Source organism: Streptomyces sp. NPDC048514 (assembly GCF_043199955.1).
Lineage (GTDB): Bacteria > Actinomycetota > Actinomycetes > Streptomycetales > Streptomycetaceae > Streptomyces.
Genome location: NZ_JBICWT010000001.1, coordinates 560,539 through 586,889, shown reverse-complemented (window position 1 = coordinate 586,889; position 26,351 = coordinate 560,539). Strand labels below are relative to the sequence as shown.

The following is a 26,351-nucleotide window of genomic DNA, read 5'->3' as shown; positions in this document are numbered from 1 at the left end:
GGCTCCTCGGGTCAGGCGCGCTTGTAGAGGGGGGGCCGCTTCTCCGCGAAGGCGCGGGCGCCCTCCTTGGCATCGGCCGTGTCGAAGACGGGCCATCCGGTGGCCAGTTCGGCGGCGAGTCCGGCGGTCTCGGTCAGTTCGGCGGTCTCGTACACGGACGCCTTGACGGCCTCGACGGCGAGCGGGCCGCAGGCGTTGATCCGCTCGGCGATCTCCAGGGCCCCGGCCAGCGCGGTGCCGTCGGGCACGACATGGCCGACGAGTCCGATGTCCGCGGCCTCCCGGGCACTGTACGGCCGGCCGGTCAGCAGCATCTCCAGGGCGTGCGTGCGCGGGATCTGGCGCTGCAGCCGGACGGTGGAGCCGCCGATCGGGAACAGTCCGCGCCTGACCTCGAACAGGCCGAAGGTGGCGGACTCGCCGGCGACCCGGATGTCGGTGCCCTGGAGGATCTCGGTGCCGCCGGCGACGCAGTACCCCTCGACGGCGGCGATCACCGGTTTGCGCGGGCGGTGGTGGCGCAGCATCGCCTTCCAGTGCAGGTCGGGGTCGGCCTCGAGCCGGTCGCGGTGGTGCTCGCCCTGCATGCCCTGCCCGGCCAGTGCCTTGAGGTCCATTCCGGCGCAGAAGGTGCCGCCCGCCCCGGTGAGCACGATCGAGCGGATGTCGTTGTCCTCGTCGGCCTCGATCCAGCCGTCGTACAGGCCGACGAGCATGGACAGCGAGAGCGCGTTCTTGGCGTCGGGCCTGTCGAGCGTGAGCACCAGTGTGGCGCCCTCGCGGTGCACGGTGAGGTGTTCCGTCCCACCCATGGCCATCTCCCCTCGGTCAGAACGAGAACAGGTTGCAGGAGGAGAGGGGGCACTTCAAGGGTTTTCTGACAGACAGTCAGATTTGTTGGTGCGGGCCCTTCACAGTTGCGTCCCCCTTTGCTCTGATGACCGGCGAACCGACGTTGCGCCTTTCTTCGTCCGGTCCGCCGGAGTCAGGAGGAGCGGTGGAGTACAACCTCGCCGATCTGTTCGAGTCGATCGTCGACGTGGTCCCGGACCGCGAGGCGCTCGTGTACCTCGACCACCCCGGTACCGGCGCGGAGCGCCGGCTGACGTACGCCGAGCTGGACGCGGCCGCCAACCGCATCGCCCACCACCTGGCCGACAGCGGCGTACGCCCCGGGGAACACCTCGGCCTTCATCTGTACAACGGGGTCGAGTACCTGCAGACGGTCTTGGGCTGCCTGAAGGCGCGGGTCGTCCCGGTCAATGTGAACTACCGCTACGTGGAAGAGGAGTTGGTGTACCTCTACCGGGACGCCGACCTGGTGGCGCTGGTCTTCGACGCGGAGTTCGAGGGCCGGGTGGCGGCGGCGCTGCCGCGCACCCCGGGGCTTCGGCGGCTGCTGCGGGTGGGCGCGGGGCCGGCCGGGGTGGAGGGGGCGGTGCCAGGGGTACCGGGGGCGGTGCCGTTCGCCGCGGCGGAGGCCTCCGGGTCACCCGAGCGGGGTTTTCCGGCTCGGTCGGGGGACGACCTGTTCATCATCTACACCGGCGGGACGACGGGCCTGCCCAAGGGCGTGATGTGGCGTCAGGAGGACCTGTTCTTCGCGGGGCTGGGGGGCGGTGCGCCGACCGGGGAGCCGGTGCGGGCGCCGCAGGAGCTGGCCGAGCGGGTGGCCGCCGGCGGCTCCGGCATCACCTTCTTCCCCACCCCGCCGCTGATGCACGGCACCTCGACACTCACCGCGTTCATCGGTTTCAACTTCGGCCAGCGTGTCGTCCTGCACCGCAAGTTCGTGCCCGAGGAGGTGCTGCGGACCGTCGAACGGGAGAGGGTCACCAGCATGTCCCTGGTCGGTGACGCGATGCTCCGGCCACTGATCGACGCGCTGAACGGGCCGATGAAGGGCGCGGACTGCTCGGCCCTGTTCAGCGTCTCCTCCTCGGGCGCGATCATGTCGGAGACGGTGCGCGCACAGTTCCGCGAGCTGGTACCGAACGCGGTGCTGCTGAACAACTTCGGCTCCTCCGAGTCCGGGTTCAACGGGACGGCGACGGACGACTCCGGGCCCGGGCGGGGCTTCCGCATCCGGGTCAACTCCCGTACGCGGGTGGTGGATCCGGTGACGCACGAGCCGGTCGCCGTCGGCGAGGTCGGCCGGGTCGCCCAGTGCGGTCATGTGCCGCTCGGCTACCACAACGACCGGCGCAAGACGGCCGAGACGTTCTTCGAGAAGGACGGGCGGCGCTGGGTGCTGCTGGGAGACATGGCGACGGTCGGTGAGGACGGTGTCGTCACGGTCCTCGGCCGCGGCTCGCAGTGCATCAACACCGGTGGCGAGAAGGTCTATCCGGAGGAGGTCGAGCAGGCCCTCAAGGCGCATCCGGACGTGTACGACGCCCTGGTCGCGGGCGTTCCGGACGCCACGTGGGGCAGCCATGTGGCGGCCGTGGTGCAACTGCGCGAGGGAGCGCCGCACCCTTCCCTCACCGACATCCAGAGCCACTGCCGTACCCGGCTCGCCGGTTACAAGATCCCCCGCCAGCTGGTGATCACGGACACCGTCCAGCGCTCGCCGAGCGGCAAGGCCGACTACCGGTGGGCCCGGGAGGTGGCGGCGGCCGCGGACCACCGGTAGGGCGGGGTTCCGCAGGTCACGGCGACGGGGCCCCGGACCGTGACCTCTCGCCCGTCCCGGCCGGGACGGACCAGCACGACGGGCGTCGCGTCCGCCGGGCCCCGGACGCGACGGGCCAGGGTGATGCCGTTCGCCTCCACGGTGTGCGGGGCTGCGGTGTCCCTGCCGCACGCCGGTCGGGCGGTCCGCTGCCGGGCGGCCGGATCCGCCTACGGCTGAACGGGGTCCGCGGGCTTGTCGAGGAACGCGAGCGTACGGCCGAGGAACCACTGCGGGTCGTCCAGCCACGGGTAGTGTCCGGCGCCGGGCTGGACGGCGAACTCGGCGCCGGGGAAGACCTGCGCGGCGCGGCGGGCGAGGTCGGGCCGTGGGCCGCCGTCGACTTCGCCCGCGTGCACGAGGACGGGGGCGCTCAGGGTGGCGAGGGCGGCGCGGGTCGCGTCCGGGGTGAAGGCGCCGTCGGCGAAGTACCGCGCGCCCGCCTCGTCGTTGGTCTGCGCCACCTCGGCCTCTGCGTGCGCTCGGGCGGTGTCGTCCCAGCGGCCGTGGAAGAAGGGCAGGAACGCGTCGTCGAAGCCGCCGTCCCCCGCGAGCCAGGCCCGGAAGGCGGGGAACGCGCCGGCGAACCACGGTTCGTCCTGGCGCAGCGCCGCCGCCGCCAAGCGGTCCTGCGGGGTCGTCCGCAGGCCCAGGGCCGACGGGTTGGGGGTGACGAGCACCAGCCGCCGTGTCCGCCGGGGGTAGCGGGCCGCGTAGAGCATCGCCAGGGCGGCGCCGGCCGAGTGGGCGAGCAGATCCATCCGCCGGAGCCCCAGGTGGGCGCGCCACGCTTCCACGTCCTCGACCATCCGGTCGCAGCGGTAGGTCGCCGCGTCCGCCGGCGTCGCGGAGTCACCGGTGCCCCGCAGATCGAGCAGGGCGAGTCGGCGGTGCGCGGTCAGCCCGCCGAGGTCCCCGAGATAGGCGGAGGCACGCATCGGGCCACCGGGCAGGACGGCCAGCGTCTCGCCCTCGCCCCGCAGGTGGTAGGCGAGCCGGGTGCCGTCGGCGGCGGTGAAGGTCGGCATACAGGTGATCATGGCCGCAGGCCCGGCCGGTGTGCAACGGTTCTCCGGCCACGGGCGCGGCCGTCCCGCTCCCGCGGCCGCTCTCCGGCGCAGCTCGCGCGGAAAATCGCGGCGACGCTCTTGCCTGCGGGCCTGTGGCCTGAATTACTGGCCCGAACAGATCGACCGAATGATCGGTCGTCCGGAATGTGCGGTCGTACGAGGGAGACGTCTCCATGACGGATGCGAGGGAGCTGCTCGATGCGGGCGAACGGCTCGGGCCGGAGGAGCTGCGTACGCTCCAGCTGGAGCGGCTGCGCGCCTCGCTGCGGCACGCCTACGACCGGGTGCCCTTCTACCGTGAGTCGTTCGACAAGGCCGGCGTCCGCCCCGAGGACTGCCGTTCGCTCGCGGATCTGGCTCGTTTCCCGTTCACGACCAAGGCCGATCTGCGGGAGAACTATCCGTACGGCATGTTCGCCGTGCCCCGGGAGCGGATCCGCAGGTTGCACGCCTCCAGCGGCACCACGGGACGCCCCACCCTGGTCGGCTACACGGACAATGATCTGTCCATGTGGGCCGACATGATGGCGCGGTCGATCCGTGCGGCGGGCGGACGCCCCGGGGACATCGTGCATGTGGCCTACGGCTATGGGCTGTTCACCGGAGGCCTGGGTGCGCACTATGGTGCCGAGCGCCTGGGCTGTACGGTCGTCCCCGTCTCCGGTGGCATGACGGCACGGCAGGTTCAGCTGATCCTGGATCTCGAACCGGCCGTGATCATGGTGACGCCCTCGTACATGCTCACGCTGCTGGACGAGTTCGAACGGCAGGGCGTGGACCCGCGCGGCACCTCGCTGCGGGTGGGTGTCTTCGGTGCGGAGCCCTGGACCGAGCAGATGCGCGGTGAGATCGAGGAGCGGTTCGCGATCGACGCCGTCGACATCTACGGCCTGTCCGAGGTGGTCGGTCCGGGCGTGGCCCAGGAGTGCGTGGAGACCAAGGACGGTCTGACCGTGTGGGAGGACCACTTCTATCCGGAGGTGGTCGATCCGATCACGGGCGAGGTGCTGCCGGAGGGCGAGCGGGGTGAGCTGGTGTTCACCTCGCTGACCAAGGAGGCCATGCCGATCGTCCGGTACCGGACCCGGGACCTGACCCGCCTGCTGCCCGGCACGGCCCGGGTGTTCCGGCGGATGGAGAAGGTCACCGGCCGCAGCGACGATCTGGTGATCCTGCGCGGGGTCAACCTGTTTCCCACCCAGATCGAGGAGATCGTGCTGCGCACACCCGGTGTGGCACCGCACTTCCAGCTGCGCCTGACCCGTCAGGGCCGCCTGGACGCGCTGACCGTCCGGGCCGAGGCGCGCCCGGGTGCGACACCCGAGGTGCGGGCGGAGGCGGCCCGGTCCATCGTGGCGGCCGTGAAGAGCGGCATCGGCGTGTCCGTCGACGTGGAGATCGTGGAGCCCGAGTCGCTGGAGCGGTCGGTGGGCAAGATTCGCAGAATCGTGGACCTGCGCCCGCGGTAGCCCCCCGGGCCCCGAGAGGGACACCCGCCGACCGGCTGTGGGGACAAGGCTTCGGGTCAGTCCGGCCGGCCGCCGAAGCGGTCCCGCAGCTCGCGCTTGAGGATCTTGCCGCTGGCGTTGCGCGGCAGCCGGTCCACGAACAGCACCCGCTTGGGGGCCTTGAACGCGGTGAGCTTCTCCTTCACGTGGGCGATCAGCTGATCCTCCGTCACCTCTCCGCGCGGCACGACGAATGCCGTGACCACCTCGATCCACCGCTCGTCGGGCAGACCCACGACGGCGGCCTCGGCCACGGCCTCGTGCGTGTACAGGGCGTCCTCGACCTGGCGGGAGGCGATCAGCACGCCGCCGGAGTTGATGACGTCCTTCACCCGGTCGACGACGGTGAGGTAGCCCTCGGCGTCGCGCACCGCGAGGTCGCCCGAGTGGAACCAGCCGTCCCGGAACGCCTCCGCGGTCTCCTCGGGCCGGTCCCAGTAGCCCTCGCACAACTGCGGTGAGCGGTAGACGATTTCACCCGGTGTGCCGTCGGGGACGTCGTCACCCTTGTCGTCCACGACCCGGGCGTCCACGAACAGCACGGTACGGCCGCAGGAGTCCAGCCGGCCCTCGTGTTCGTCGGGGCCGAGCACCGTGGCCAGCGGGCCGATCTCGCTCTGGCCGAAGCAGTTGTAGAAGGCGAGGCCGGGCAGGCGTGCGCGCAGCCGCTCCAGGACGGGCACCGGCATGACGGACGCGCCGTAGTACGCCTTGCGCAGACCGCTCAGGTCGCGGGTGGCGAAGTCGGGCCGGTTCGCCAGGCCGATCCACACCGTCGGCGGCGCGAACAGGCTGTCCACCCGGCCGGCTTCGACGAGGTCGAAGAGCCGGTCCCCGTCCGGTGCGTCCAGGACGACGTTGGTCGCGCCGACCGCGAGGTAGGGCAGCAGGAACACGTGCATCTGCGCGGAGTGGTACAGCGGCAGCGCGTGCGCCGGCCGGTCGCCGGCGCTCAGGTCGAGCGCGGTGATGGCGCTCAAGTACTCGTGCACCAGTGCCCGGTGGGTCATCATCGCGCCCTTGGGCAGGGCGGTCGTGCCGGAGGTGTACAGCAGTTGCACCAGGTCCTCGGTGCGCGGTTCGGGCCCGTCGAAGAACGGCGCGTCGGGCAGCCGGGCGAGGAGTGAGTCCTCCGAGTTCCGCAGCGGCAGTACGCGTACGCCGTGCGGGAGCCGGTCGGCGAGGTCCGGGTCCGCGAGCACCAGCTTGCTGCCCGACTGACCGACGAGGTAGGCCAGATCGTCGCCCGTGAGGTTCTGGTTGACCGGTACGTGGACCAGGCCCGCGCGGGCGCAGGCGAGGAACCCGATCAGGTAGGCGTCGGAGTTGTGACCGTAGGCGGCGACCCGGTCGCCGGCTGCGAGGCCCTCCCCGAGCAGCACCGCGGCCGCCCGCGAGACGGCGTCGTCGAGTTCCTCGTACGTCCATCCGCGCTCGCCGTACTCCACAGCGACGCGGGCCGGTGTGCGCCGGGCACTGCGCCGCAGGACCCCGTCGACGGTGCTGCCGTGTGCCTGCTTCATGACAGCCGATCCTGGGGCCCGGCGGACGTGCCGGTCAAGCGTCCGGGAGGGCTGTCACACCTGCCGGGTGCGCCCCTCCCAGAAGGGCTCGCGCAGCCGCCTCTTGTAGAGCTTGCCGTTGGGGTCCCGGGGCATCTCGGTGATGAAGTCGATGCTCCTGGGCCGTTTGTAGCCGGCGAGCCGCTCGGCGCAGTGGCCGAGGAGGGCGGCGGCGAGGGCGGGGCCCGGCTCGTGGCCGGGGGCCGGTTCGACGACGGCCCTGACCTCCTCGCCCCAGTCGTCGTGCGGGATGCCGAAGGCGGCGGCGTCGGCGACGGCCGGGTGGGACAGGAGCACGGACTCGATCTCCGCGGGGTAGATGTTGACCCCACCGGAGATGATCATGTCGATCTTGCGGTCGCGGAGGAAGAGGTAGCCGTCCTCGTCGAGGTGACCGAGGTCGCCGACGGTGAAGAAGTCGCCGATACGGTTCCTGCGGGTCTTGTCCTCGTCCTTGTGGTAGGCGAAGCCCCCGGTGCTCATCTTCATGTAGACCGTGCCGAGCCGGCCGGGCGGCAGCCGCTCGCCGTCGTCGTCGAAGACCGCGAGTTCGCTGATGGGCCAGGCCTTGCCGACGGTGCCGGGCTTCTTCAGCCAGTCCTCGGCGGTGGCGAAGGCTCCGCCGCCCTCGCTGGCCGCGTAGTACTCCTCCACGCAGTGCCCCCACCAGTCGATCATGGCGCGTTTCACATGGTCCGGGCAGGGGGCCGCGCCGTGGATGGCGTGCCGCATGGACGAGACGTCGTAGCGCGCCTTCACCTCGTCCGGGAGGGCCAGCAGGCGGTGGAACTGGGTGGGGACCATATGGGTGTGCGTGCAGTGGTGGCCGTCGATGAGCCGGAGCATGTCCTCGGGTGTCCACTTGTCCATCAGCACCAGTTTGTGGCCGATGTGCAGGGAGGCACCGGCGAACTGGAGCACGGCCGTGTGGTAGAGCGGCGAGCAGACCAGGTGGACGCCGTCGCCGAACGGCCTGATGCCGAAGATGCCGAGGAAGCCGCCGAGGTAGGCCTCTTCGGGGGCCCTGCCCGGCAGCGGGCGGCGGATGCCGCGCGGGCGTCCGGTCGTACCGGAGGTGTAGTTCATGACCCAGCCGAGTTCGCGGCCTGCGGGCGCGGACCCGGACTGTCCGTCCAGGAGGCGGGCGTAGGGCCGGAATCCGTCGACCGGGCCGACCGCGTAGCGCTGGGTGGCCGGGAGGCCGGCCTCGTCGGCCGCGGCGCGTGCGGCGGCGGCGTACCGCTCGTGCGCGATGAGCACCTTGGCGCCGGAGTCGGCGACGATCCAGGCGATCTCCGGGCCGACGAGGTGGTGGTTGACCGGGACCAGGTAGAGGCCCGCCTGACTGGCGGCCAGGTAGGCGGTGAGGAACTCGACGCCGTTGGGGAGGACGACGGCGAAGGCGTCGCCGCGCTCCAGCCCGGCCGCGCGCAGCCCGTGTACGAGCCGGTTGGCGGCGGAGTGCAGGCGCCCGGCGGTCCATTCCTCCCCGTCGGGGGCGATCAGGACGGTGCGGTGGGGGTCCTGGGCGGCCTGTGCCCAGAAACCGGCGGGGGGTGTGCTCACGACTGGCCGCTCCTTCCGGCGATGCGGTTGATGCGGTCCACGGCTTCCTCGAAGCCGCGGGTGAGGTCGTCGAAGACGGCCTGGACGCTGCGTTCGCCGGTCATCCGGCCGACGATCTGGCCGACGGGGGTGCCGAGCAGGGGTTCGACCTCGTACTTCTGGATGCGGGAGACCGCGTCGGCGACCAGCAGGCCCTGGAGCGGCATGGGCAGGGTGCCGGGTCCCGCCGGATCGTCCCAGGCGTCGGTCCACTCGGTCCGGAGCTGGCGTGCGGGCTTGCCGGTCAGGGCGCGGGAGCGGACCGTGTCGCCGGAGCCCGCGGCGAGCAGCTTGCGGGTGAGGGCCGGCGAGTGCAGATCGGCTTCTGTGGTGGTCAGCCATATGGATCCCAGCCACACACCTTGGGCGCCGAGGGCGAGGGCGGCCGCCACCTGCCGGCCGCTGCCGATCCCGCCCGCGGCGAGGACGGGCAGCGGGTCGAGGGCCTCCACGACCTCGGGGGTGAGCACCATGGAGGCGATCTCGCCGGTGTGGCCGCCGGCCTCGTAGCCCTGGGCCACCACGATGTCGAGGCCCGCCTCCTGGTGCTTGCGGGCGTGCCGGGCGCTGCCCGCGAGAGCGGCCACCAGCACGCCCCGGTCGTGGGCGCGGGCGACGACGTCGGCGGGCGGGGAGCCCAGGGCGTTGGCGAGCAGCCGGATCGGGTAGTCGAAGGCGACGTCGAGCTGGGTGCGGGCGACCTGCTCCAGCCAGCCGGTGATGCGCCATCCGGACGCCTCGCCCTCGGCCAGCTCCGGTACGCCGAACTTGTCCAGGGTGTCCCGGACGAACCGCCGGTGTTCCGCGGGGATCATCGCCTCGACGTCCGCCTCGGTCGGGGTCCCGTTCCCCGGGGCCCCGGCCTTCTTCGCCGGCATGACCACGTCCAGGCCGTAGGGGCGGCCCCCGGCGTGCGCGTCAAGCCAGTCGAGGTCGCGTTCGAGGTCGGCGGGGACGGTGTAGCGGACCGCGCCGAGCACGCCGAAGCCGCCGGCCCGGCTGATGGCCGCGGCCACGGCGGGGAACGGGGTGAAGCCGAAGACGGCGTGCTCGACTCCCAGGCGCTTGCTCAGCTCCGTCTGCATGGGCGCAGGATGCCGCAGTCACCCGAACGACGGAAGTCCTTTTCTGATAGGCCGTCAGATTTCGTCGAACGTCACGTGCCCCGTTGACACACCCTCCGCCTGACAGGAAAGTTTCGCCGTGCAGGGCAAGCCCCGGAAGTTACTTTCAGACGGGAGACCGCGCGATGGCCGACGGACTGGCAGGCGGAGGGGCGAGCGGGCCGACGCGGCGCCGGCTCGTGGCGGGTTCGCTGGCGTCGGGGGGCGCCCTGGCCCTCGCCGCACTGCCCGCGGGGCCCGCCGCCGCACTGCCCGCGGGCCCGGTCGGCGCACCGCCGACGGGCCCGGGCGCCGCACCGCCCGCGGGCCCGGCGCGTGCGAGGGCCGGATCGGGGCGGCCCACCCTGCGCCACGGCACGCCGGAGCGCGCCGGGCTGCTGGCGGCCCATCTGCGGCAACTCGTCACGGACGCCGAGGCGTTCCTCGCCCCGTCGCCGAGGCGCCCCTGGTACGCAGGCGCCGTCCTGCTCGCCGGGCGCGGCGGCACCGTGGCCCTGCACGAGCCGATCGGGCTGGCCGTGCGCTACTCCGCGTACGACGAGGTGACCGACACGGGCGTGGAGTTCCCGCCCGACCGTCGGGTCCCGATGACCCGGGACACCGTCTTCGACCTCGCCTCCGTCTCCAAACTGTTCACCTCGCTCCTCGCCGTGCAGCAGATGGAGCGGGGCACCCTGGAACTGGAGGGGAAGGTCGCCGCCTACCTCCCGGAGTTCGGCGCCGCCGGCAAGCAGGACGTCACGATCCGTCAACTCCTCACCCACACCTCGGGGTTCCGTGCCTGGATCCCGCTGTACGACGCACCCACGCGCGAGGCGAAGCTGCAGCTCGTCTTCGGTGAGGCGCCGCTCACCCCGCCCGGCACCGCCTACCTCTATTCGGACCTGAACCTGATCTCCCTGCAGCTGGTGCTGGAGCGGATCACGGGCCGCCCCCTCGACGTCCTCCTCCACGACGAGATCACCGGCCCGCTGGACCTCGGCCGCACCCGCTACAACCCGCCCGCCTCCTGGAAGCCGCGGATCGCGGCCACCGAGGACGCGCGCCGGCCGTGGTCCGGGCTCGACCGCGGGCTGGTGTGGGGCGAGGTGCACGACGAGAACGCTTTCAGCCTCGGCGGTGTGGCCGGGCACGCGGGGGTGTTCTCCTGCGCGTGGGACCTGGCGGTGCTGGGCCGCACACTGCTCAACGGCGGCTCCTACGGCCGGACCCGCATCCTGCGGCCGGAGTCGGTGGAGACGCTGTTCACCGACTTCAACACCGCCTTCCCGGGCGACGAGCACGGCCTGGGCTTCGAGCTCTACCAGCACTGGTACATGGGGGCGCTGGCCACCCCGCGGACGGCCGGCCACACGGGCTTCACCGGCACCTCGCTGGTGCTCGATCCCACGACCGACTCCTTCCTGGTCGTCCTCGGCAACTCCGTGCATCCGGTGCGCACCTGGCGCTCCGGTTCCGCACCGCGGGTCGCCGCCGGGAACAACCTGGCCCGCGCGGTACCGGTGCGTCCGGCACGGGGACGTACGGCCTGGTTCTCGGGCATGGTGAGCGCCACCGACGCGACGCTGGCCCTGCCCGCGCTGGACGTCTCCGCCGGCCGGGCCCGCCTGCGGTGCGAGCTGTGGTGGGACACCGAGCCCCGCAGCGACGTACTGGTCCTGGAGTCCAGCACGGACGGGGGCACCACCTGGCGCCCGGTGCCCTTCACCACCTCCCGGCACGGCGAGGGCACCCGGGACCACCCGTCGGGCACCGTCACGGGCTGGTCGGGCCGCGTCTGGCACCGGGTGACCGCGCCGCTGCCGGCCGACGGCAGGCCGGCCCTGCGCTGGCGGTACACCACCGACGGGCTGTACACCGGCCGGGGCGTCTACGTCGACGCCCTGCGCGTCGAGGCGGGCGGCCGTGTGCTGTTCGACGGGGCGCGCCCGGCGGACAGGGCGCGCATCGCGGCGGCGGGCTGGCGGGCCTCGGCCGACTGAGGAGACCCTGAGGAGACCCCGGCCGAGGAGACCGGGGCGGTGGTCAGTCCCGCTCCAGCACCGCCATCGCCGCGTTGTGGCCCGGCACCCCGCTCACCCCTCCCCCGCGTACCGCGCCCGCGCCGCACAGCAGGACGTTGGGGTGCCGGGTCTCCACGCCCCAGCGGCCCGTGTCCGGCCCGGCGTACGGCCACGACAAGGCCCGGTGGAAGATGTTGCCGCCGGGCAGCCGCAGGTCCCGTTCGAGGTCGAGCGGGGTCTTCGCCTCGATGCACGGGCGGCCGTCGGCGTCGGTGGCCAGGCAGTCGGCGAGCGGTTCGGCGAGGTGGGCGTCCAGCTGGGCGAGGGTGGACTTCAGCAGCTCCTCGCGCACGGCGTCGTTGTCCCGGTCGAAGAGCCGGGCCGGGGTGTGCAGACCGAAGAGGGTGAGCGTCTGGTAGCCGCGCTCGGCGAGTTCGGGGCCGAGGATGGTCGGGTCCGTCAGGGAGTGGCAGTAGATCTCCGACGGCGGTGCGGCGGGGAGTTCGCCGGCTGCGGCCTGGGCGTGGGCGGTGGCCAGCTGGCGGTAGCCCTCGGCGATGTGGAAGGTGCCGGCGAAGGCCTCCCGCGGGTCGGCGTCCGGGTCGCGGAGCCTCGGGAGCCGGGTGAGCAGCATGTTGACCTTGAGCTGGGCGCCCTCGGCGGCCTCGGGCGCGGTATCCCCGGTGAGGGCGGCCAGCTCGCGCGGGGAGGCGTTGACCAGGACGTGCCGGGCGACGGCCGTGCCCTCGCCGTCGGCAGTGCGGTAGGCGACCTCGGCGGTGCGGCCGTCGGTGTCGATGCGGACCGCTTCATGGCCGGTGGCGATGACCGCGCCCGCCGAGCGCGCCGCCGCCGCCAGCGCGTCGGTGAGGGCGCCCATACCGCCGACGGGCACGTCCCAGGCACCGGATCCGCCGCCGATGACGTGGTACAGGAAGCAGCGGTTCTGGGCCAGCTCGGGGTCGTGGGCGTCGGCGAAGGTGCCGATCAGGGCGTCGGTGAGGACGACGCCCCGCACCAGGTCGTCGCTGAACCGCTCCTCGACGGCGACCCCGATCGGCTCCTCGAACAGCGCCCGCCAGGCCGTCTCGTCGTCGATGCGGTGGCGCAGTTCGCCGCGGGTCGGCAGGGGTTCGGTGAGCGTCGGGAAGACGCGCTCGGCGACCCGGCCGGTCATGCCGTAGAAACGCCGCCAGGCCTCGTACTCGCCGTCGCCGCCGGTCAGCCGGGCGAACGCCGCGCGGGTCCGCTCCTCGCCACCGCCGACGAGAAGTCCGGTCGGCCGCCCCTCCCGCTCCGCGGGGGTGTACGAGGAGACGGTGCGGCCGCGCACGCGGAAGTCCAGCCCGAGGTCGCTCACGATCTTCCGCGGGAGCAGGCTGACGAGGTAGGAGTAGCGCGACAGCCGGGCGTCGACGCCGGCGAACGGCCGGGTGGAGACGGCGGCGCCGCCCGTGTGGTCCAGCCGTTCCAGCACCAGCACGGAACGGCCGGACCGGGCCAGGTAGGCGGCGGCGACCAGACCGTTGTGGCCGCCCCCCACGATGACGGCGTCGTACGCGCGGGTTACCTCGTCGACAGACATGGTTCTTCGTAACACGCCCGGATCCGCCGAGACCAGAGGCAGATCCGGGCGGAGATCGACTCGGCGGGCGTCGGCTCGGGCGGAGACCGGCGCGGGGGGCGCCGGCCGGGCAGGGAACGGCGGGGCCAGGATCAGCGCGGCGGGTGCCGGCCGGGCAGGGAACGGCGTGGGTGGGGCTCGGCACAGGCGGAGGTCGTACACGGCGGGACACCGGCGGACGGCTTCGGCCGAGCGTAGTCAGCCCGGGGGCGTCATCGGACCACTCGGGCTCAGCCCGCGGACCGGTCGTGGTCGTCCGTGGTGCCCCGGCCGTCCGGGGCGGTGGCCTGGCGTCCGGTCCCGTGCGGCGCGGGGCGCGCCTCCGGTCCGAGCCTCGCCATGGCGCGCAGGATGTGCTGGGGCGGGAGCTGCCAGCGCACGCGCGCGGGGACGCGACGCAGCAGGGCACCCGTGGCCCGCAGTCTGCGGGTGACGACGGCGGGCGGCGGGGCGGGTCTGCCGTACAACCGGTGTGCGTACGGCGGCAGGGCCGCGTACGCCAGGTGCGCCACGTGCCGCCACAGCACCTCGCGGGCCGGCACGAGCAGGGGGTGGACCGGCGGCCGGAGCAGGAAGTCGTCCACCTCGTGCGCCTCGGGTCCCGCGGCCAGTTCGGGCCGGACCCGCTCGAAGTACCCGGCGAGTTCCGCCCGGTCGCCCGGCACCGTCCCGGGATCGAGGCCGACCAGCCGGGCACTGACCCGGTGTTCGGCGATGTACCGGTCGGCCTGGGCGTCACCGAGCGGGAAGCCGGAGCGGCGCAGCACCTGCAGATAGGAGTCGATCTCCGCGCAGTGCACCCACAGCAGCAGCTCCGGCTCGCCCACGCCGTACCGCTCGCCGGTGTCCGGGTCGGTCGCCGTCAGCATGCTGTGGATCTTGCGTACGCGGGCGCCGGCACGTTCGGCGGCCTCGGTCGTGCCGTACGTCGTCGTGCCGACGAAGTTCGCGGTGCGCATCAGCCGGCCCCAGGCGTCACGGCGGAAGTCGGAGTTCTGCATGACGCCGCGGACCGCACGCGGGTGCAGGGCCTGGAGGTAGAGCGCGCGGACTCCGGCGACCCACATCATGGGGTCGCCGTGCATCTGCCAGGTCACGGAGTTCGGCGTGAACAGCCCGGGATCGCCCATGCCCGAAGGCTAGCGCCGTACCCTCGGCATCCCCAGACCGATCCACGAGATGATCTCTCGCTGGATCTCGTTGTTGCCGCCGCCGAAGGTGAAGATGACCGCCGAGCGATAGCCGCGCTCCAGTTCGCCGTGCAGCACCGCGCCCGCGGAACCCTCCTTGAGGGGGCCGGCCGCGGCGGCGATCTCCATGAGCCAGGCGTAGGCGTCCCGGCGGGCCTCGGAGCCGTAGACCTTGACGGCGGAGGCGTCCTGCGGGGTGAGCGTGCCGTCCTGGACGGCCGAGACCATCTGCCAGTTGAGGAGCTTCATCGCCTCGAGCCGGGTGTGGGTGCGGGCCAGCAGCCGGCGCACCCAGGGCAGGTCGGCCACCCGGCGGCCGTCGGCGAGCTTGGTCTCCCGCGTCCAGCGCTGTACGTCGTGCAGGGCGCGGACGGCCATGGTGCCGTGCGCGGCGAGGGTGACCCGCTCGTGGTTGAGCTGATTGGTGATCAGCCGCCAGCCCTGGTTCTCCTCACCGACACGGCGGGAGACGGGGACGCGGATGTTCTCGTAGTAGCTCGCGGTGGTGTCGTGCGAGGCGAGGGTGTTGATGACCGTGCAGGAGTAGCCGGGTTCGGAGGTCGGCACCAGCAGCATGGTGATGCCCTTGTGCGGTGGCGCCTCGGGGTCCGTGCGCACGGCCAGCCACACCCAGTCCGCGGTGTCGCCGTTGGTGGTCCAGATCTTCTGCCCGTCGACGACGTACTCGTCGCCGTCGCGTACGGCCCGGGTCCGGAGGGCGGCCAGGTCGGTGCCGGCACCGGGCTCGCTGTAACCGATCGCGAAGTCGATCTCACCGGAGAGGATGCGCGGCAGGAAGTACGCCTTCTGCTCGGGCGTACCGAACCGCATCAGCGTCGGACCGACCGTGTTCAGGGCCATCAGGGGCAGCGGTACGCCGGCCTGCGCCGCCTCGTCGAAGAAGATGAACTGTTCCATCGCCGTCATGCCACGCCCGCCGTACTCCTCGGGCCAGCCGACGCCGAGCCAGCCGTCCGCGCCCAGTCTGCGGATGGTGTCGCGGTAGAACCGCTTGCGGGCCGCCGGGTCGGCGTACCGGGCGTAGGCGTTGTCCGGCACCAGCCGGGCGAAGTAGGCGCGCAGGTCCGCGCGCAGCCGCAACTGCTCGGGCGTGTGATCGAGGTGCACGGCGCCTCCAGGGTCCCGAAGGGCGGTCCTGACGGCGCACACCGTAGAACGTGTTTCAGAAATTGGGAATGGCGTGTCTCCGGCGAATCGGGGCGCCGGGAGAACGCGAGGGGTTTCGCGCCTACGGTCGGCGGAGGCTCTCCAGGAAGCGCGAGCACGCCTCGGCGCAGGCCCGGCACGTCCCCGCCGCCGGCTCGGCGCCGGGGCAGGCGTCGAAGGCGTGGGCGCACTCGAGGCAGACCGAGCGGCACCATTCGAGCCTGACCCGGATGCCGTCCTCGTCCTGCTGGTTCTCCTCGCACAGCACCCGGCAGGTGGAGTCGCACACCTCGGCGCACATGATGCCCAGCCGGCGCACGCGCTCCTGGCGCTCGGTGCCGTCCGGGTCGACGAGGCTCGCTCGGACCGCGCAGACCCGGGCGCACTCCGTGCACGCCTGGGCACAGGTGAAGCGGTCCTCGAGGAACCGGTAGAGCTGCTGCGGTGAAGTCGACGGTGTCACGCCGTCCGGGTAGCCGGGGCGGAAGGCCGCAAACACCACCGCGGACGGGAATGGCGGCGGGAGGCGCCGACGAGGGTGGACGGGAGCACACCCGCCCGCACGGCGGGGCGCTCGCCAGCCCGTCTGCGATTACGGCTACGACTGCGGCTGCCGCTGCCGCTGCCGCTGCGGCTGCGGCTGCCTGATGGCCGTCGGTCGACGTCCGGCCACCCATAGTGTCCGGTTCACCCACCTATGGGACGGGTAGACCTGTTCTATGACTACCGCATCGACGCAGCTGGCCGCAGCGAGCGGCCTGATGAGCCTTGTGTTGTTCGTCGTGGCCATGGCCGTCCTCGCGCTGCTCGCCGGCGGCTTCTGGATGAACTCCCGCAACAAGTACCGCGAGTCCGCCCGCCCACGGCCCGATGAGCAGCCACACCTGCCACCGGAGGGGGCCGTGCACGAGATCCGGGAGAACCGGGAATCCGCGGAGGTTCCGCGGACCCCCGAGGGCGGTCGCCCGCTCACCCCGTACGAGCTGAGCAACATGGACTCCAGGCCGAGCGAGTCCGGGGACCGTCCGCGCTGGAGCCGCGGCTCCAGCGGCTCGTTCGGCGGCGGCGGACTCGGCGCCCACTGAGTTCCCGCCGCTCCCGCCCCTCCGCCGCTCCTGTCCCCGCTCTCCCGTCCCGCCTGTCCCCGCCCTCCCGTCGCGCCTCTCCCGCTCGCTGTGTCACCGGCCCGCGCGGGACCGCCGGGTGCGCCCCTGGGAATCGTTCCGGACGGCGTCCAGGCGGCCGACGTGGGCCACGTTCTGCCTGTCCTCCACCTCCTGGCTCGGTTCGGCGGCGAACCAGGCGTCGAGGATCTCCTTGAGCACCGGTTCCGAGGTCAGCCGCAGGCTGAGCGCGAGCACGTTGGCGTCGTTCCAGCGGCGGGCGCCGTCCGCCGTGGCGGCGTCCGTGCACAGAGCGGCGCGTACGCCGGACACCTTGTTCGCCGCGATGGACGCGCCGGTACCGGTCCAGCAGCACACCACCGCCTGCTCGGCGAGGCCCTCGGCGACGTCCCGGGCGGCCGCCTCGGAGCACGCCGCCCACTGTGCGTCGGCTCCGGGCCGCAGCGCGCCGTGCGCGCGGACCTCGTGGCCGCGCTTCCTCAGCTCGGCCACGAGGAGGCGGGCGGCGGGCTCGTCCATGTCGGAGGAGACGGAGATACGCATATCCGGAGGGTAGTGCCCGGCGCACGGTGGCAGACGCGGAACACGACGGCCCGGCCGGCACCGCGGGCGTCCGTCGCGGGGGGCGTTCGACCCTGCGTGATGTGTGGGGCCTGCGTGATGTGTGGGGCCGCGTGGGGGTCCGCGTTCCGAAGCCGGTGCTGGGTGACGCACGTCTGCCGGTGGGCCGGTTCAGGCGACGGGGCGAGTCGGCGCCCTGGGGCCGGTTCAGGCGATGCGGCGGCTCGCGCCCGGGAGGCCGGTTCAGGCGGTGCGGCGGCTCGCGCCCGGGGAGCCGGTTCAGGCGGTGCGGCGGCTCGCGCCCGGGGCGCCGGTTCAGGCGGTGCGGTGGCTCAGGGCCCGGTGGACGTGTTCGAGGGCGTCGAGCAGCACCGAGCGGTGGTACCAGCTGAGCCATGCCGAGGTGTCGGCGGCCAGTTCACCGAGGGCTTCGGCCTGGGCGGCGGTCGGCCGGTGGCCTGCGTCGGGCCACAGCAGGGTGGTCACGCCGGTGCAGGAGCCGGCCGAGTTCAGCACGGGGATGCTCTGCAAGGCGCGCGTGCCGGTGGTCACCAGGGTACGTCGGCACTCGTCGGAGAGCACCACCTCGGTGGCCACGTCCGGCACGCTCAGCCGTCGTGCCCGCGATCGGGCCACCGCGTCGGCCGTGCCTTCGTCCCGGCCGCGCACGAGGTGGTCTAGGAACGTCTCGGCGCAGCCGTGGTGCGTCTCCAGCGTCAGCGCGTTGACGGCGGGATCGACGAACCGCACGTACCCGGCCGGCGCCCGCCCCACGGCCAGCGCCTCGCGCAGCACGGCGTCGACCATCTGCCGGCGACAGCGTGGGTCCCGGCCACCCCTACCCAGGTGCCGCAGCCGGGGCACCGGCAGACAGCGGCGGCCGGGGAACCACGTCTCGCCGTCCGGGGGCCGGGCCACCACGACGGCCGAGACGAGCACGCGCAACGGCACGTTGAACCGCTGCGAGGCCTCACGCAGCACCCGGAAGGCGCTGCCCGAGTCCGGCAGGCCGTAGCGGACCATCAGCGTTCCCTGCGCCATCCCGATCACCGGCGCGGTGCGCATCCGGGCACGAAGGGCGCGGACCTCCTTGTGGAGATCCTCGTACGACGGCCGCAGCGGATCGGCCATCTGCGACCGCCAGGCCGGCAGCTCCGCCACCCGCGTCGCGCTGCCGGCCAGCTCCCGCACCGCCTCGTCGAGGGTGGCGTAGAGCCGGACCCCGTCCAGGCGGGCGAGGTGGACCGCCTCCCGCAACCCGGGCCTGGCCCGCACGATGATCAGGTCCGGACGCCCGGCCCGCGCCCGGGCCGTCTCGCTGAGCGTGCGCAGCACGGCTGCGCCGCCCAGCTGTACGTGGGCCAGGTCGAGGACGGGTCGCAGTCCGGCGCGGTCGGCCTGTTGCAGGTGCCCGTGCAGCTCGGTGGACCACGCCTCGACGCCGTGTGCGGCGAGGCTGCCGGACATGCGCAGGAGGAGGGCGCCCTCGGCGGGCAGTCCCTCGACCACGGAGGACTCGATGACCAGGGGGGCCGGTGCGCCGGGACGGTCGGCAGGGGCTTTCATGGCATCACCCAGACAGGACATCGCAGACGACTTCGATCGGCCTCTTCCTGACCTTGCACCACCATGCACGTCAGGTGTCCGGCGCTCAACCGCACCGGCGACCGCACCGGTGCCCCTGTCTGCCCGGTACGTCCACCCGGGTTCGGCCCGCGCATCCGCGGGCGACTCGGCCGGCGTACCGCCGTGCGGGTGAGCGTGACCCGCTCAATGGACGTGTGCCGCCGCCGGCCCGACCTGCCGCGGCCGGCCCCGGACCGTGCGGAGCAGCATGAGGCAGCCGGCTGCGACCTCGCCGGTGCGGATGCGCAGGAGGCGGGCGTCGGGGGTGCGGCCGTGCGGGTCGCCGGGCGGGCCGGGCCTCCACAGGGCCAGGTGGTCCGGGCCGGGCGGCGGCCCCCACAGGCGGGGCGAGACGGGACCGAACAGGGTGACGGAGCGCGTGCCGTGGGCGACCGCGAGATGCGCGAGGCCGGTGTCGCCGCTGAGCACCAGGGATGCCTCGGCCACCAGCGCGGACAGTTCCCCGAAGGACAGGGTGCCGCTCAGCACGTCGTGTGCCGGCTGCCCGCTGCGCTCGGCGACCGAGCGCACCAGGGCGTCCTCACCGGGGCCACCGGTGAGGACCACATGGTGTCCGGCGGCGCGCAGGCACCGTACGACGGCGGCGAACCGCTCCTCCGGCCAGCGGCGCGAGCCCGAGGCCGCTCCCGGGTGCACGAGCACCGCACCGGGTGCCGGCGACGGCGTGCCGGGGTGGGGCAGCCGCAGGTCCAGGGGGTCGGCCGGGATGCCGTATTCCGCCAGGAAGGCGCACCAGCGGTCCCGTTCGTGGACATGGCCGCGCCACGGTGGCCCGTCGGGGCAGGCGTGGGCGAGCAGCCGGCCCGGGTGCAGGGCGGCGAGCGCGTCGCGGCTCTCGGGACCGTTGCCGTGCAGGTCGATCGCGACCTCGGGCGGCGGCCCGGCCCAGTGCGCGAGGGACGGCACCGCCCGTCCCGGCGCCTCGGCCGGGAAGACGGCGTCGACCGCACCGGTGGACAGCGCGAGTCCGGTCAGGGCCGGTGGCTGCGCCAGGACGATCCGGTGGCCCGGGAAGCCCCGCCGCACACCGCGCAGCGCGGGCACGCCGGCCAGAAGATCACCGAGCCCCAGCGCGCGCAGCACCAGCACGGCCGGGGTGTGCGGGGCACGAGGGTGGTGCGGAGCATCCGGGGCGTGCGGGGCGGGCTCGGCGGTCATCTCGCGCCCCCTGCTGTCGGGGCCGGCGACCGGGCCGCACGGCGGGCGAGGCCGGTGGTGGAACGGCCGTCCAGGTAGGGCAGCAGCAGGACCTGTCCGCCCCAGCTCTCCACCAGGGGCTGTTCGGGCAGGCGGGTGCGTGCGTAGTCGCCGCCCTTGGCCCAGATGTGCGGGCGGAGTGCGCCGAGGATGCGTTCGGGTGTGTCCTCCTCGAAGACGGCGACCGCGTCCACGCACTCCAGGGCGCGCAGCACCCGGACCCGGTCGGCGACCGGGACGAGGGGGCGGCCGGCGCCCTTGCCCCGGCGCACCGAGTCGTCGGAGTTGACGCAGACGATCAGGCAGTCGCCGGCCCGGCGGGCGGCCTGGAGCAGGGCGACGTGCCCGGCGTGCAGCAGGTCGAAGCAGCCGCCCGCGGCGACGACGGTACCGCCGGCGGCCCGGACCCGGGCGGCGGTGCGCACGGCGTCGTACGTGGCGGTGTGCACGTCGTCCGCACCGGGGCGCACGACGTCCGCGGTGGTGTCGCCGTCGGCCGGGGCCCCTGCCTCGACCGACGGCTGCACGGGCGACGGCTGGTCGGTCGACGGCGGCTCGTGCGCGGTGATCGTGCGGGCGCCGCCCTCGGCCACATAGCGGGTGGCCGCGTGCACGGCGGCCCGGACGGCGGCCTCGGTGAAGCCGCCGTCGGCGAGCAGCCCGGCCGCGGTCGCGGCGAACCGGTCCCCCGCTCCGCAGGGGTCGCCCGTCACGGCGGCCGGGGCCGGCACGAGCAGCGGGATCTCACCGTGGGAGAGCAGCGCGCCGCGCTCGCCCAGGGTGACGGCGACGGCCCGGGCCCGCCAGGCCCCGACGAGTGCACCGGCGTCGCGGGCAGCGGTGGGCAGCCCGGCGTGCTCGTCGGGGTCCCCGTCCGCACGGGGCAGCCCGGCCAGCCCGGCCCCTCTCGGGTCCCGGGCGGCAGTACGCGGCCCGGCCCCTCCGGAGTCCCGGGCCTCGGCCTGCTCTTCGCGGGCCCCGGCCGCGACGCGCAGCACCGCCTGCTCGTCATGGTGCCGGCCGCCGGCCAGTTGCCGGGCGAAGGTGCGGGCCTCCTGCGCCGAGGGCGTGGCCAGCCGGACGCCGGCCACCGGGGGCCGGCCCCGTACGTGGGGGTCCCAGACGACGGGCGCCCGGACGGCGGCGGTGGCCAGGGCCGCTCTGAGGACGTCGGCGGTGCCGCGACCGTAGTCGGCGACCAGGATGCCGTCGGCCCCGGTCACGGCGGTCTCCGCGGCCTCGGTCGCCTCGCGGGCGCGGCCCTCGCCGTCGTCCAGGCGCAGCAGCGGCCGGTCCCCGGCGAGGACGCGGGTCTTGCTGCTGAGGGTGCCGTCCAGGGGCACCTCCACCAGGGTGACGCGGCCGGCCAGCAGCTCGCGCACGGTGTGGCTGGCCGGGTCGTCGCCGAGTGCGGTGACGAGGGTGACCGGGCGGCCGTCGCAGGCCGCGAGGCAGGCGGCGAGGGCCGCGCCGCCCGGGCGGGAGCTGCGCCGGGTGCCGTGCACCACCGGCACCGGCGCGTCCGGGGCGAGCCGCTCGGCACGGCCGCACAGATCGTGGTCGAGCAGAGCGTCGCCCACGACGACCAGGGGGGTGCGCGAGGCACTCATGCGGGTCCCTTCCGGTGGGCCACGGGCGCGTCGGGCGCGGCCCGCCCGACGGTACGGGCACGGCCGACGAGCCGGCCGACGACACTCGGTCTGCCGTCGGCGCTCGTTCCACGGTCGGCGCTCGTCCTGCCGTCGGCGCCGGCAGCGCCGGGCCGCCCGGCCTCGCCCCGCTCGACCGCCCGGTCGAAGGCCTCGCAGAGCATGTGCACCGCGACCAGGTGCAGTTCCTGCACGGTGGCGGAGCCGCGGGCGTCCACGCACACCGCTTCGTCCGAACCGAGCTGCAAGGGGTTGGGGCCTCGTCCCGTCAGCCCCCACACCGTCATGCCGAGGCGGTGGGCGCGTTCGGCTGCGCACAGCAGGTTGGCGCTCGCGCCGCTGGTGGACAGCAGCATGAGGATGTCCCCGGGGCGGCCGTGGGCGGCGGTCTGTCGGGCGAACACCTCCTGGACGCCGTAGTCGTTGGCGATCGCGGTGGTGGTCGAGGTGTCGGCGTGCAGGGCGACGGCGGAGAACGGCGGCCGGTCGTCCTGGTAGCGCCCGACGAGTTCGGCCGTCAGGTGCTGTGCCTGCGCGGCACTGCCGCCGTTGCCCGCGACGAGCAGCCGGGAGCCGTCGCCGAGCCGCCGGGCGAGTTCGGTGCCCCAGCGCTCGATGAGCGGCCCGCAGTCGCGGAACGTCTCCAGAGCCTTCATCAGGTCGTCGCAGTGAGTGGTGCCGACGACGGACTTCGTAGCGTCGCGGGACTCCGTGCCGCTGACGGATCCCGTATCGCCGACAGGCTTCGTACCGCTGCCGGACTCCGTACCGTCGACAGGCTTCCTACCGCTGCCGGACTCCGTACCGCCGACAGGCTTCCTACCGCTGCCGGACTCCGTACCGCCGACAGGCTTCGTACCGCTGCCGGACTCCGTACCGCCGACAGGCTTCGTACCATCGACGGAATTCTTGCCGTGGACGGACCTCGTGCCCTGGACAGGCTTCATCGGACGACCTCCGAGAGCGAGCGGTTCGAGGACACGGCGCGGTACGTCCCGGCCACCCCGTCGGCGACGCGGTCCCAGGTGTAGTGGGCGAGCACGCGTTCGCGGCCGGCCGCGCCGTAACGGGCGAGCCGGTCCGGGTCGGCGAGCAGGGAGCGGACGACGGCGCCGAGGTCGTGGTCGTCGTCGGCCGGGACGAGGACACCCGTGCCGCCGTCCACGACCGAGTCGAGCTGGCCGCCCACCGCGGTGGCGACGACCGGGGTGGCACACGCCATGGCCTCCAGCGGGACGATGCCGAAGGGTTCGTAGCGGGGCAGGGACAGGACGAGGTCGGCGCTGGACATCAGCCGGGGCATCCGGGCCCGGCCGACCCCGCCGAGCAGGGTGACGCGGTCCCGGACGCCGTACTCGCCGGCGATGCCGTGCAGGCGTGCCGCCTCCGGGTCGGCGCCGAGCAGGTCGGACTCGGGGCCGCCGGCGATGAGGAGTTCGGCGTCCGGTACGTCGGCCAGGGCGCGGATGGCGCGGTCGAAGCCCTTGCGGGGCACGAGCCGTCCGACGGCCAGCAGCCGTCTGCGGGCACCGGGCGGCCGGACCGCGGCGGCGGGGGCGAACCCGTCGGGGTCGACGCCGCAGGGTACGACGTCGATCCGGTCCTCCGGCAGTCCCATGGCCTTCAGTTCGGCCACCTCGTCGCTGCAGGTGGCGATGATCCGGGTGCACTCGTGACCGATGGCCTCCTCGATCGCGAGCCGCTCGGCCGGACTGGTGTCGGCGGCACCCTGGTAGCGCCGCTTGACGGTGCCGAGTGCGTGATAGGTCTGCACGACGGGGATGCCGGGGCCCCGGGCGCCGGCCAGGGCGGCCAGGCCGGACATCCAGTAGTGGGCGTGCACCACGTCGGGTGGGTCCGCCGCCCACTGCCGGGCCAGGAAGGAGCCGAACTCGGCCATGTGTGGCAGGAGTTCGTCCTTGGGGACGGGTGCGGGCGGCCCGGCGGGCACGTGCACCACGTGTACGCCGTCGATCAGCGTCATCCGGTCCGGCAGCCCCGCCGAGTCCCGCCGGGTGTACACGGTGACCCGGTGTCCCTTCCCGGCGAGCTGCCGGGCGACCTGTGCCACGTACACGTTCTGGCCGCCCGCGTCCGGTCCGCCGAGCGCGGCCAGCGGGCTGGCGTGCTCGGAGACCATGGCGACGCGCCGGGCCGTGTGCGGGATACGGCTCATCGCGTGACCTCCTTGATCAGGCGCTCCCAGTCGTCCAGGAAGCGCCGTTCTCCGTAGCGGGCCTGTGCCGCGGCCCGGGCCGCCTCGCCCGTCAGGCGTGCGCGCTCCGGTTCGGCGAGGAACGCGCGTACGGCCTCCTCCAGCACGTCGAGGCGGTTGGAGACCACACCGGCGCCCTCGGGTACGGCCTCGCGGACCTCGGTGGTGTCCAGGGCGACCACGGGCATGCCCAGGAACATGGCCTCCAGCAGGGACAGGCCGAGCGAGGTCCAGCGCACCGGGTGCAGGTAGACCCGGCAGCGGGCCATCTCCCGGTGCAGTTCGTGCTGGGGCAGGTCCCGGGTGCGGCAGCGGTCGGGTGGCAGGCCGAGGTGGGCGGCGAGGCCTTCGGTGCGCATGCCGAAGACGTCCAGGGGCGCGGACCGCGCGAAGCGGGGCAGCAGGTCGGTGCCGGTCGTACGGCCCCTGCGCACGGGGTCGTTGACCACGACCGCCGCGCGCCGTTCGGTGCCGCTCCACAGCCGGCCGGGATCGATGACGCCGTGTTCCACGACCTCGGTCGGGGCCCGGCCGTTGTCCCACATGAGCCGGTTGAAGTGGGTGACGTGGACGATCGGGATCCCGGGCTGGTCGGACAGCGGGTGGACCTGCCGCTCGGGTGAGGTGTCGGGGCTGTTGTGCTCGACGTAGACGACGGGCACGTCCACGCCGGGGCGGCGGCCGGTCCAGCGCAGGGCCAGTTCGAGTTCGTGCGGGCGCTGCAGCACGATCAGGTCGATGTCGCAGCGGCGCAGTCGTGCCGGGGTCAGTTCGCGGACGTTCGCGGGCCAGTCCCAGGTCACGGCCCGGCCCAGGCCGTCGGGTCCGCGGTCCTCGATGACCGGGATCAGGTAGGTGTGCGGCCCCTGCACGAAGGCGGTGAGCCACGAACCGTGCACGTGCCAGACGAGGATGTTCATGAGTGTCGCTCCTGTATGAGCTTGTGCACCGCGCGTGCCACGTCCTGCCCGGTGACCTCGTCCAGGCAGGGGTGGCCGGGCACCGGGCAGGTCAGGGCCCGGGTGTCCGCGCACGGCGCCGATGGGTCGCCGAGCAGGATGACGGGGACGCCGTACGGTGCCCAGCGGTCGGCCGGGACCACCGGCGCGAACAGGGACACAACGGGGGTGCCGACCGCGGCGGCGAGGTGCGCGGGTCCGGTGTTGGCGCTGACGACCACGTCCGCCGTGCGGAGCACCCCGGCGAGGGTGTGCGCGGTCGTGCGGCCGCCGAGGTCCAGGGCGAGGCCCCCGCCGACCCGCCGGGTCAGGTCCGTCTCGTCCGGGCCGCCGGTGACGACCACCCGGTGCCCGGCGTCGGCGAGCAGCGCGACGGCCTCAGCGCACCGGTGCGGGCTCCAGGCGCGGGCGGGGGCGCTGGCGCCCGGGTGCAGCACGACGTAGGGGCCGTCGCCGGTCAGGCCGCTGGTGTCCGGGGGCGGCAGTACCCGCAGCCGGCCGTCGTCGCCGGGCGGTGACGCGAAGCCCATGGCGGCGGCGGTGTCGAGGGCCGCCTCGGTCTCGTGGCGGCCCGGGAGCCGCCGGTGGCGCACGTCCAGCAGCCGCCCTGGGTGGTCGGCGCTGTCGGCCCCGATCCGGCCGATGCCGGCGAGCCGCAGCAGCAGCGCGGCCGGCAGCGGGCTCTGGTGGAACGACGTGAGGATCAGGGCCGTTTCGAAGGCGCCGGCCCGCAGCCGCGCGATCAGGGCGCCGATGTCGGCCGGATCCACCGGCGGTGGTGCGAAGCCCTCCCAGGGCGCCTCCCACACCAGCACCTCGTCGACGCCGGGCAGCAGCCCGGCGGCGTCGGCGCCGCGGGGGCCGCAGAGCAGGGTGACACGCGAGGAGCGGGCTGCGACGGCGCGTACGGCGGGGCCGGCGAGCAGCACGTCCCCGAAGCCGTCGAGACGGACGACGAGGGATTTCATGACGATCGCGCCCCCATGGTGGCCGCCGGGTCCTGCAGAGCCCCGCGGACCGCTGTGAGGAGGTCGGGGGCGCACCGAGAGGCGAAACGTTTCACCTCGTCGGCCGCCGTGGCCGCGTTCGGGACCAGCATCCCCCGGGCGCCCGCCGCCCCGGCGGCCAGGACGTCGGCCGCGATGTCGCCGACCACCACGCACTCGGCGGGGTCGACGCCCAGCCGTGCGGCGGCCCGCAGGATCAGGCCGGGCCGGGGTTTGCGGCACGCGCAGCCGGCGTCCGGGGCGTGCGGGCAGAACTCCCAGACGTCGAGCCCGCCGAGCAGTTCGTCGGCACGCTCGTTGACGCGGCGCACCTGCCCGGCGGTGAGCAGCCCGCGCCCGATACCGGACTGGTTGCTGACCACACCGGTGGCGAGGCCGCGGGAGCGGACCAGCTCCACGGCCCGAGCGGCACCCGGCAGCAACCGGACCCGGCCGGGGTCGCCGTTGTGGGGCACGTCTGCCACG

The 26,351-nt window shown here is 73.9% G+C and carries 22 protein-coding genes; 4 read left to right on the top strand and 18 right to left on the bottom strand.

Annotated features, from left to right (window positions below):
- Positions 1-11 precede the first annotated feature (11 nt).
- Positions 12-812, bottom strand: a complete 801-nt coding sequence (locus ACGFT2_RS02525; protein WP_393272689.1) for a crotonase/enoyl-CoA hydratase family protein — start codon at positions 810-812, stop codon at positions 12-14.
- Between the two features lie 185 nt (positions 813-997).
- Here ACGFT2_RS02525 and ACGFT2_RS02520 point away from each other — a divergent pair, with 185 nt between their 5' ends.
- Positions 998-2,635 (top strand): acyl-CoA synthetase, encoded by a 1,638-nt coding sequence (locus ACGFT2_RS02520; RefSeq protein WP_393272687.1) that lies wholly within the window; start codon positions 998-1,000, stop codon positions 2,633-2,635.
- A gap of 209 nt (positions 2,636-2,844) precedes the next feature.
- Here the strand turns inward: ACGFT2_RS02520 and ACGFT2_RS02515 are convergent, their stop codons facing one another.
- A complete protein-coding gene (locus tag ACGFT2_RS02515) occupies positions 2,845-3,702 on the bottom strand; it encodes an alpha/beta fold hydrolase (protein WP_393272686.1) in 858 nt (285 codons plus the stop codon).
- Positions 3,703-3,917: 215 nt separating this feature from the next.
- Between ACGFT2_RS02515 and paaK the strand changes: the two genes are divergently transcribed.
- A complete protein-coding gene (paaK, locus tag ACGFT2_RS02510) occupies positions 3,918-5,213 on the top strand; it encodes a phenylacetate--CoA ligase PaaK (protein ID WP_393272685.1) in 1,296 nt (431 codons plus the stop codon).
- 56 nt (positions 5,214-5,269) lie between these two features.
- Here the strand turns inward: paaK and ACGFT2_RS02505 are convergent, their stop codons facing one another.
- Genes ACGFT2_RS02505 through ACGFT2_RS02495 form a run of 3 tightly spaced genes read right to left on the bottom strand, consistent with a single transcriptional unit; the run spans position 5,270 to position 9,504 of the window.
- Positions 5,270-6,775 carry an acyl-CoA synthetase gene (locus ACGFT2_RS02505; protein ID WP_393272683.1) on the bottom strand — a complete coding sequence of 502 codons (1,506 nt, stop codon included), beginning with the start codon at positions 6,773-6,775 and terminating at the stop codon, positions 5,270-5,272.
- A gap of 54 nt (positions 6,776-6,829) precedes the next feature.
- Positions 6,830-8,380 carry an acyl-CoA synthetase gene (locus tag ACGFT2_RS02500; protein ID WP_393272682.1) on the bottom strand — a complete coding sequence of 517 codons (1,551 nt, stop codon included), beginning with the start codon at positions 8,378-8,380 and terminating at the stop codon, positions 6,830-6,832.
- Positions 8,377-9,504 (bottom strand): NAD(P)H-dependent flavin oxidoreductase, encoded by a 1,128-nt coding sequence (locus tag ACGFT2_RS02495; RefSeq protein ID WP_393272681.1) that lies wholly within the window; start codon positions 9,502-9,504, stop codon positions 8,377-8,379. The genes ACGFT2_RS02500 and ACGFT2_RS02495 overlap by 4 nt, the downstream gene beginning before the upstream one ends.
- A 164-nt stretch (positions 9,505-9,668) precedes the next feature.
- Between ACGFT2_RS02495 and ACGFT2_RS02490 the strand changes: the two genes are divergently transcribed.
- A complete protein-coding gene (locus ACGFT2_RS02490; protein WP_393272679.1) occupies positions 9,669-11,525 on the top strand; it encodes a serine hydrolase in 1,857 nt (618 codons plus the stop codon).
- A gap of 43 nt (positions 11,526-11,568) precedes the next feature.
- On the opposite strand, the gene ACGFT2_RS02485 is transcribed toward ACGFT2_RS02490, so the two are convergent.
- The 4 genes from ACGFT2_RS02485 to ACGFT2_RS02470 all read right to left on the bottom strand — a co-directional run bounded on the left by ACGFT2_RS02485 (position 11,569) and on the right by ACGFT2_RS02470 (position 15,990).
- Positions 11,569-13,131, bottom strand: coding sequence for a phytoene desaturase family protein (locus tag ACGFT2_RS02485; protein WP_393272677.1), 1,563 nt, complete (start codon positions 13,129-13,131; stop codon positions 11,569-11,571).
- A gap of 269 nt (positions 13,132-13,400) precedes the next feature.
- Entirely contained in the window at positions 13,401-14,300 is a 900-nt protein-coding gene (locus ACGFT2_RS02480; RefSeq protein WP_393272675.1) for an oxygenase MpaB family protein, read from the bottom strand.
- Positions 14,301-14,309: 9 nt separating this feature from the next.
- Positions 14,310-15,488, bottom strand: a complete 1,179-nt coding sequence (locus tag ACGFT2_RS02475; protein ID WP_393272673.1) for an acyl-CoA dehydrogenase family protein — start codon at positions 15,486-15,488, stop codon at positions 14,310-14,312.
- 121 nt (positions 15,489-15,609) lie between these two features.
- On the bottom strand, positions 15,610-15,990 hold the full coding sequence (locus tag ACGFT2_RS02470) for a ferredoxin (protein WP_393272671.1): 381 nt from the start codon (positions 15,988-15,990) through the stop codon (positions 15,610-15,612).
- Positions 15,991-16,246: 256 nt separating this feature from the next.
- Here ACGFT2_RS02470 and ACGFT2_RS02465 point away from each other — a divergent pair, with 256 nt between their 5' ends.
- Entirely contained in the window at positions 16,247-16,612 is a 366-nt protein-coding gene (locus tag ACGFT2_RS02465) for a DUF6479 family protein (protein ID WP_393272669.1), read from the top strand.
- A gap of 93 nt (positions 16,613-16,705) precedes the next feature.
- Here ACGFT2_RS02465 and ACGFT2_RS02460 read toward each other — a convergent pair whose 3' ends face one another.
- The 9 genes from ACGFT2_RS02460 to ACGFT2_RS02420 all read right to left on the bottom strand — a co-directional run bounded on the left by ACGFT2_RS02460 (position 16,706) and on the right by ACGFT2_RS02420 (position 26,350).
- Positions 16,706-17,194: an RpiB/LacA/LacB family sugar-phosphate isomerase gene (locus tag ACGFT2_RS02460; protein ID WP_393272667.1), complete on the bottom strand. Its 489-nt coding sequence runs from the start codon at positions 17,192-17,194 to the stop codon at positions 16,706-16,708.
- A 333-nt stretch (positions 17,195-17,527) separates the two neighbouring features.
- Positions 17,528-18,778, bottom strand: coding sequence for an ANTAR domain-containing protein (locus ACGFT2_RS02455; RefSeq protein WP_393272665.1), 1,251 nt, complete (start codon positions 18,776-18,778; stop codon positions 17,528-17,530).
- A 204-nt stretch (positions 18,779-18,982) separates the two neighbouring features.
- Complete coding sequence (locus ACGFT2_RS02450) at positions 18,983-20,017, bottom strand: glycosyltransferase family 9 protein (protein ID WP_393272663.1); 1,035 nt, start codon at positions 20,015-20,017, stop codon at positions 18,983-18,985.
- Complete coding sequence (locus tag ACGFT2_RS02445; protein ID WP_393272661.1) at positions 20,014-21,666, bottom strand: PfkB family carbohydrate kinase; 1,653 nt, start codon at positions 21,664-21,666, stop codon at positions 20,014-20,016. The genes ACGFT2_RS02450 and ACGFT2_RS02445 overlap by 4 nt, the downstream gene beginning before the upstream one ends.
- Positions 21,663-22,361, bottom strand: a complete 699-nt coding sequence (locus ACGFT2_RS02440; protein ID WP_393272659.1) for an SIS domain-containing protein — start codon at positions 22,359-22,361, stop codon at positions 21,663-21,665. The genes ACGFT2_RS02445 and ACGFT2_RS02440 overlap by 4 nt, the downstream gene beginning before the upstream one ends.
- A gap of 287 nt (positions 22,362-22,648) precedes the next feature.
- Entirely contained in the window at positions 22,649-23,881 is a 1,233-nt protein-coding gene (locus ACGFT2_RS02435) for a glycosyltransferase (RefSeq protein ID WP_393272657.1), read from the bottom strand.
- Positions 23,878-24,840 (bottom strand): glycosyltransferase, encoded by a 963-nt coding sequence (locus ACGFT2_RS02430; protein ID WP_393272655.1) that lies wholly within the window; start codon positions 24,838-24,840, stop codon positions 23,878-23,880. Before ACGFT2_RS02430 ends, ACGFT2_RS02435 begins: the two co-directional genes overlap by 4 nt.
- Positions 24,837-25,847 (bottom strand): glycosyltransferase family 9 protein, encoded by a 1,011-nt coding sequence (locus ACGFT2_RS02425; protein WP_393272653.1) that lies wholly within the window; start codon positions 25,845-25,847, stop codon positions 24,837-24,839. The genes ACGFT2_RS02430 and ACGFT2_RS02425 overlap by 4 nt, the downstream gene beginning before the upstream one ends.
- Positions 25,844-26,350, bottom strand: coding sequence for an HAD-IIIA family hydrolase (locus ACGFT2_RS02420; protein WP_393272652.1), 507 nt, complete (start codon positions 26,348-26,350; stop codon positions 25,844-25,846). The genes ACGFT2_RS02425 and ACGFT2_RS02420 overlap by 4 nt, the downstream gene beginning before the upstream one ends.
- Between the last annotated feature and the right edge of the window lies 1 nt (position 26,351).

Excerpts from the sequence above, each read along its gene's own strand:
- ACGFT2_RS02525 (WP_393272689.1), bottom strand. The coding sequence starts at position 812 with ATGGGTGGGACGGAACACCTCACCGTGCACCGCGAGGGCGCCACACTG.
- ACGFT2_RS02515 (WP_393272686.1), bottom strand. The coding sequence starts at position 3,702 with ATGCCGACCTTCACCGCCGCCGACGGCACCCGGCTCGCCTACCACCTG.
- paaK (WP_393272685.1), top strand. The coding sequence starts at position 3,918 with ATGACGGATGCGAGGGAGCTGCTCGATGCGGGCGAACGGCTCGGGCCG.
- ACGFT2_RS02505 (WP_393272683.1), bottom strand. The coding sequence starts at position 6,775 with ATGAAGCAGGCACACGGCAGCACCGTCGACGGGGTCCTGCGGCGCAGT.
- ACGFT2_RS02495 (WP_393272681.1), bottom strand. The coding sequence starts at position 9,504 with ATGCAGACGGAGCTGAGCAAGCGCCTGGGAGTCGAGCACGCCGTCTTC.
- ACGFT2_RS02490 (WP_393272679.1), top strand. The coding sequence starts at position 9,669 with ATGGCCGACGGACTGGCAGGCGGAGGGGCGAGCGGGCCGACGCGGCGC.
- ACGFT2_RS02485 (WP_393272677.1), bottom strand. The coding sequence starts at position 13,131 with ATGTCTGTCGACGAGGTAACCCGCGCGTACGACGCCGTCATCGTGGGG.
- ACGFT2_RS02480 (WP_393272675.1), bottom strand. The coding sequence starts at position 14,300 with ATGGGCGATCCCGGGCTGTTCACGCCGAACTCCGTGACCTGGCAGATG.
- ACGFT2_RS02465 (WP_393272669.1), top strand. The coding sequence starts at position 16,247 with ATGACTACCGCATCGACGCAGCTGGCCGCAGCGAGCGGCCTGATGAGC.
- ACGFT2_RS02460 (WP_393272667.1), bottom strand. The coding sequence starts at position 17,194 with ATGCGTATCTCCGTCTCCTCCGACATGGACGAGCCCGCCGCCCGCCTC.
- ACGFT2_RS02455 (WP_393272665.1), bottom strand. The coding sequence starts at position 18,778 with ATGAAAGCCCCTGCCGACCGTCCCGGCGCACCGGCCCCCCTGGTCATC.
- ACGFT2_RS02450 (WP_393272663.1), bottom strand. The coding sequence starts at position 20,017 with ATGACCGCCGAGCCCGCCCCGCACGCCCCGGATGCTCCGCACCACCCT.
- ACGFT2_RS02445 (WP_393272661.1), bottom strand. The coding sequence starts at position 21,666 with ATGAGTGCCTCGCGCACCCCCCTGGTCGTCGTGGGCGACGCTCTGCTC.
- ACGFT2_RS02440 (WP_393272659.1), bottom strand. The coding sequence starts at position 22,361 with ATGAAGGCTCTGGAGACGTTCCGCGACTGCGGGCCGCTCATCGAGCGC.
- ACGFT2_RS02435 (WP_393272657.1), bottom strand. The coding sequence starts at position 23,881 with ATGAGCCGTATCCCGCACACGGCCCGGCGCGTCGCCATGGTCTCCGAG.
- ACGFT2_RS02430 (WP_393272655.1), bottom strand. The coding sequence starts at position 24,840 with ATGAACATCCTCGTCTGGCACGTGCACGGTTCGTGGCTCACCGCCTTC.
- ACGFT2_RS02425 (WP_393272653.1), bottom strand. The coding sequence starts at position 25,847 with ATGAAATCCCTCGTCGTCCGTCTCGACGGCTTCGGGGACGTGCTGCTC.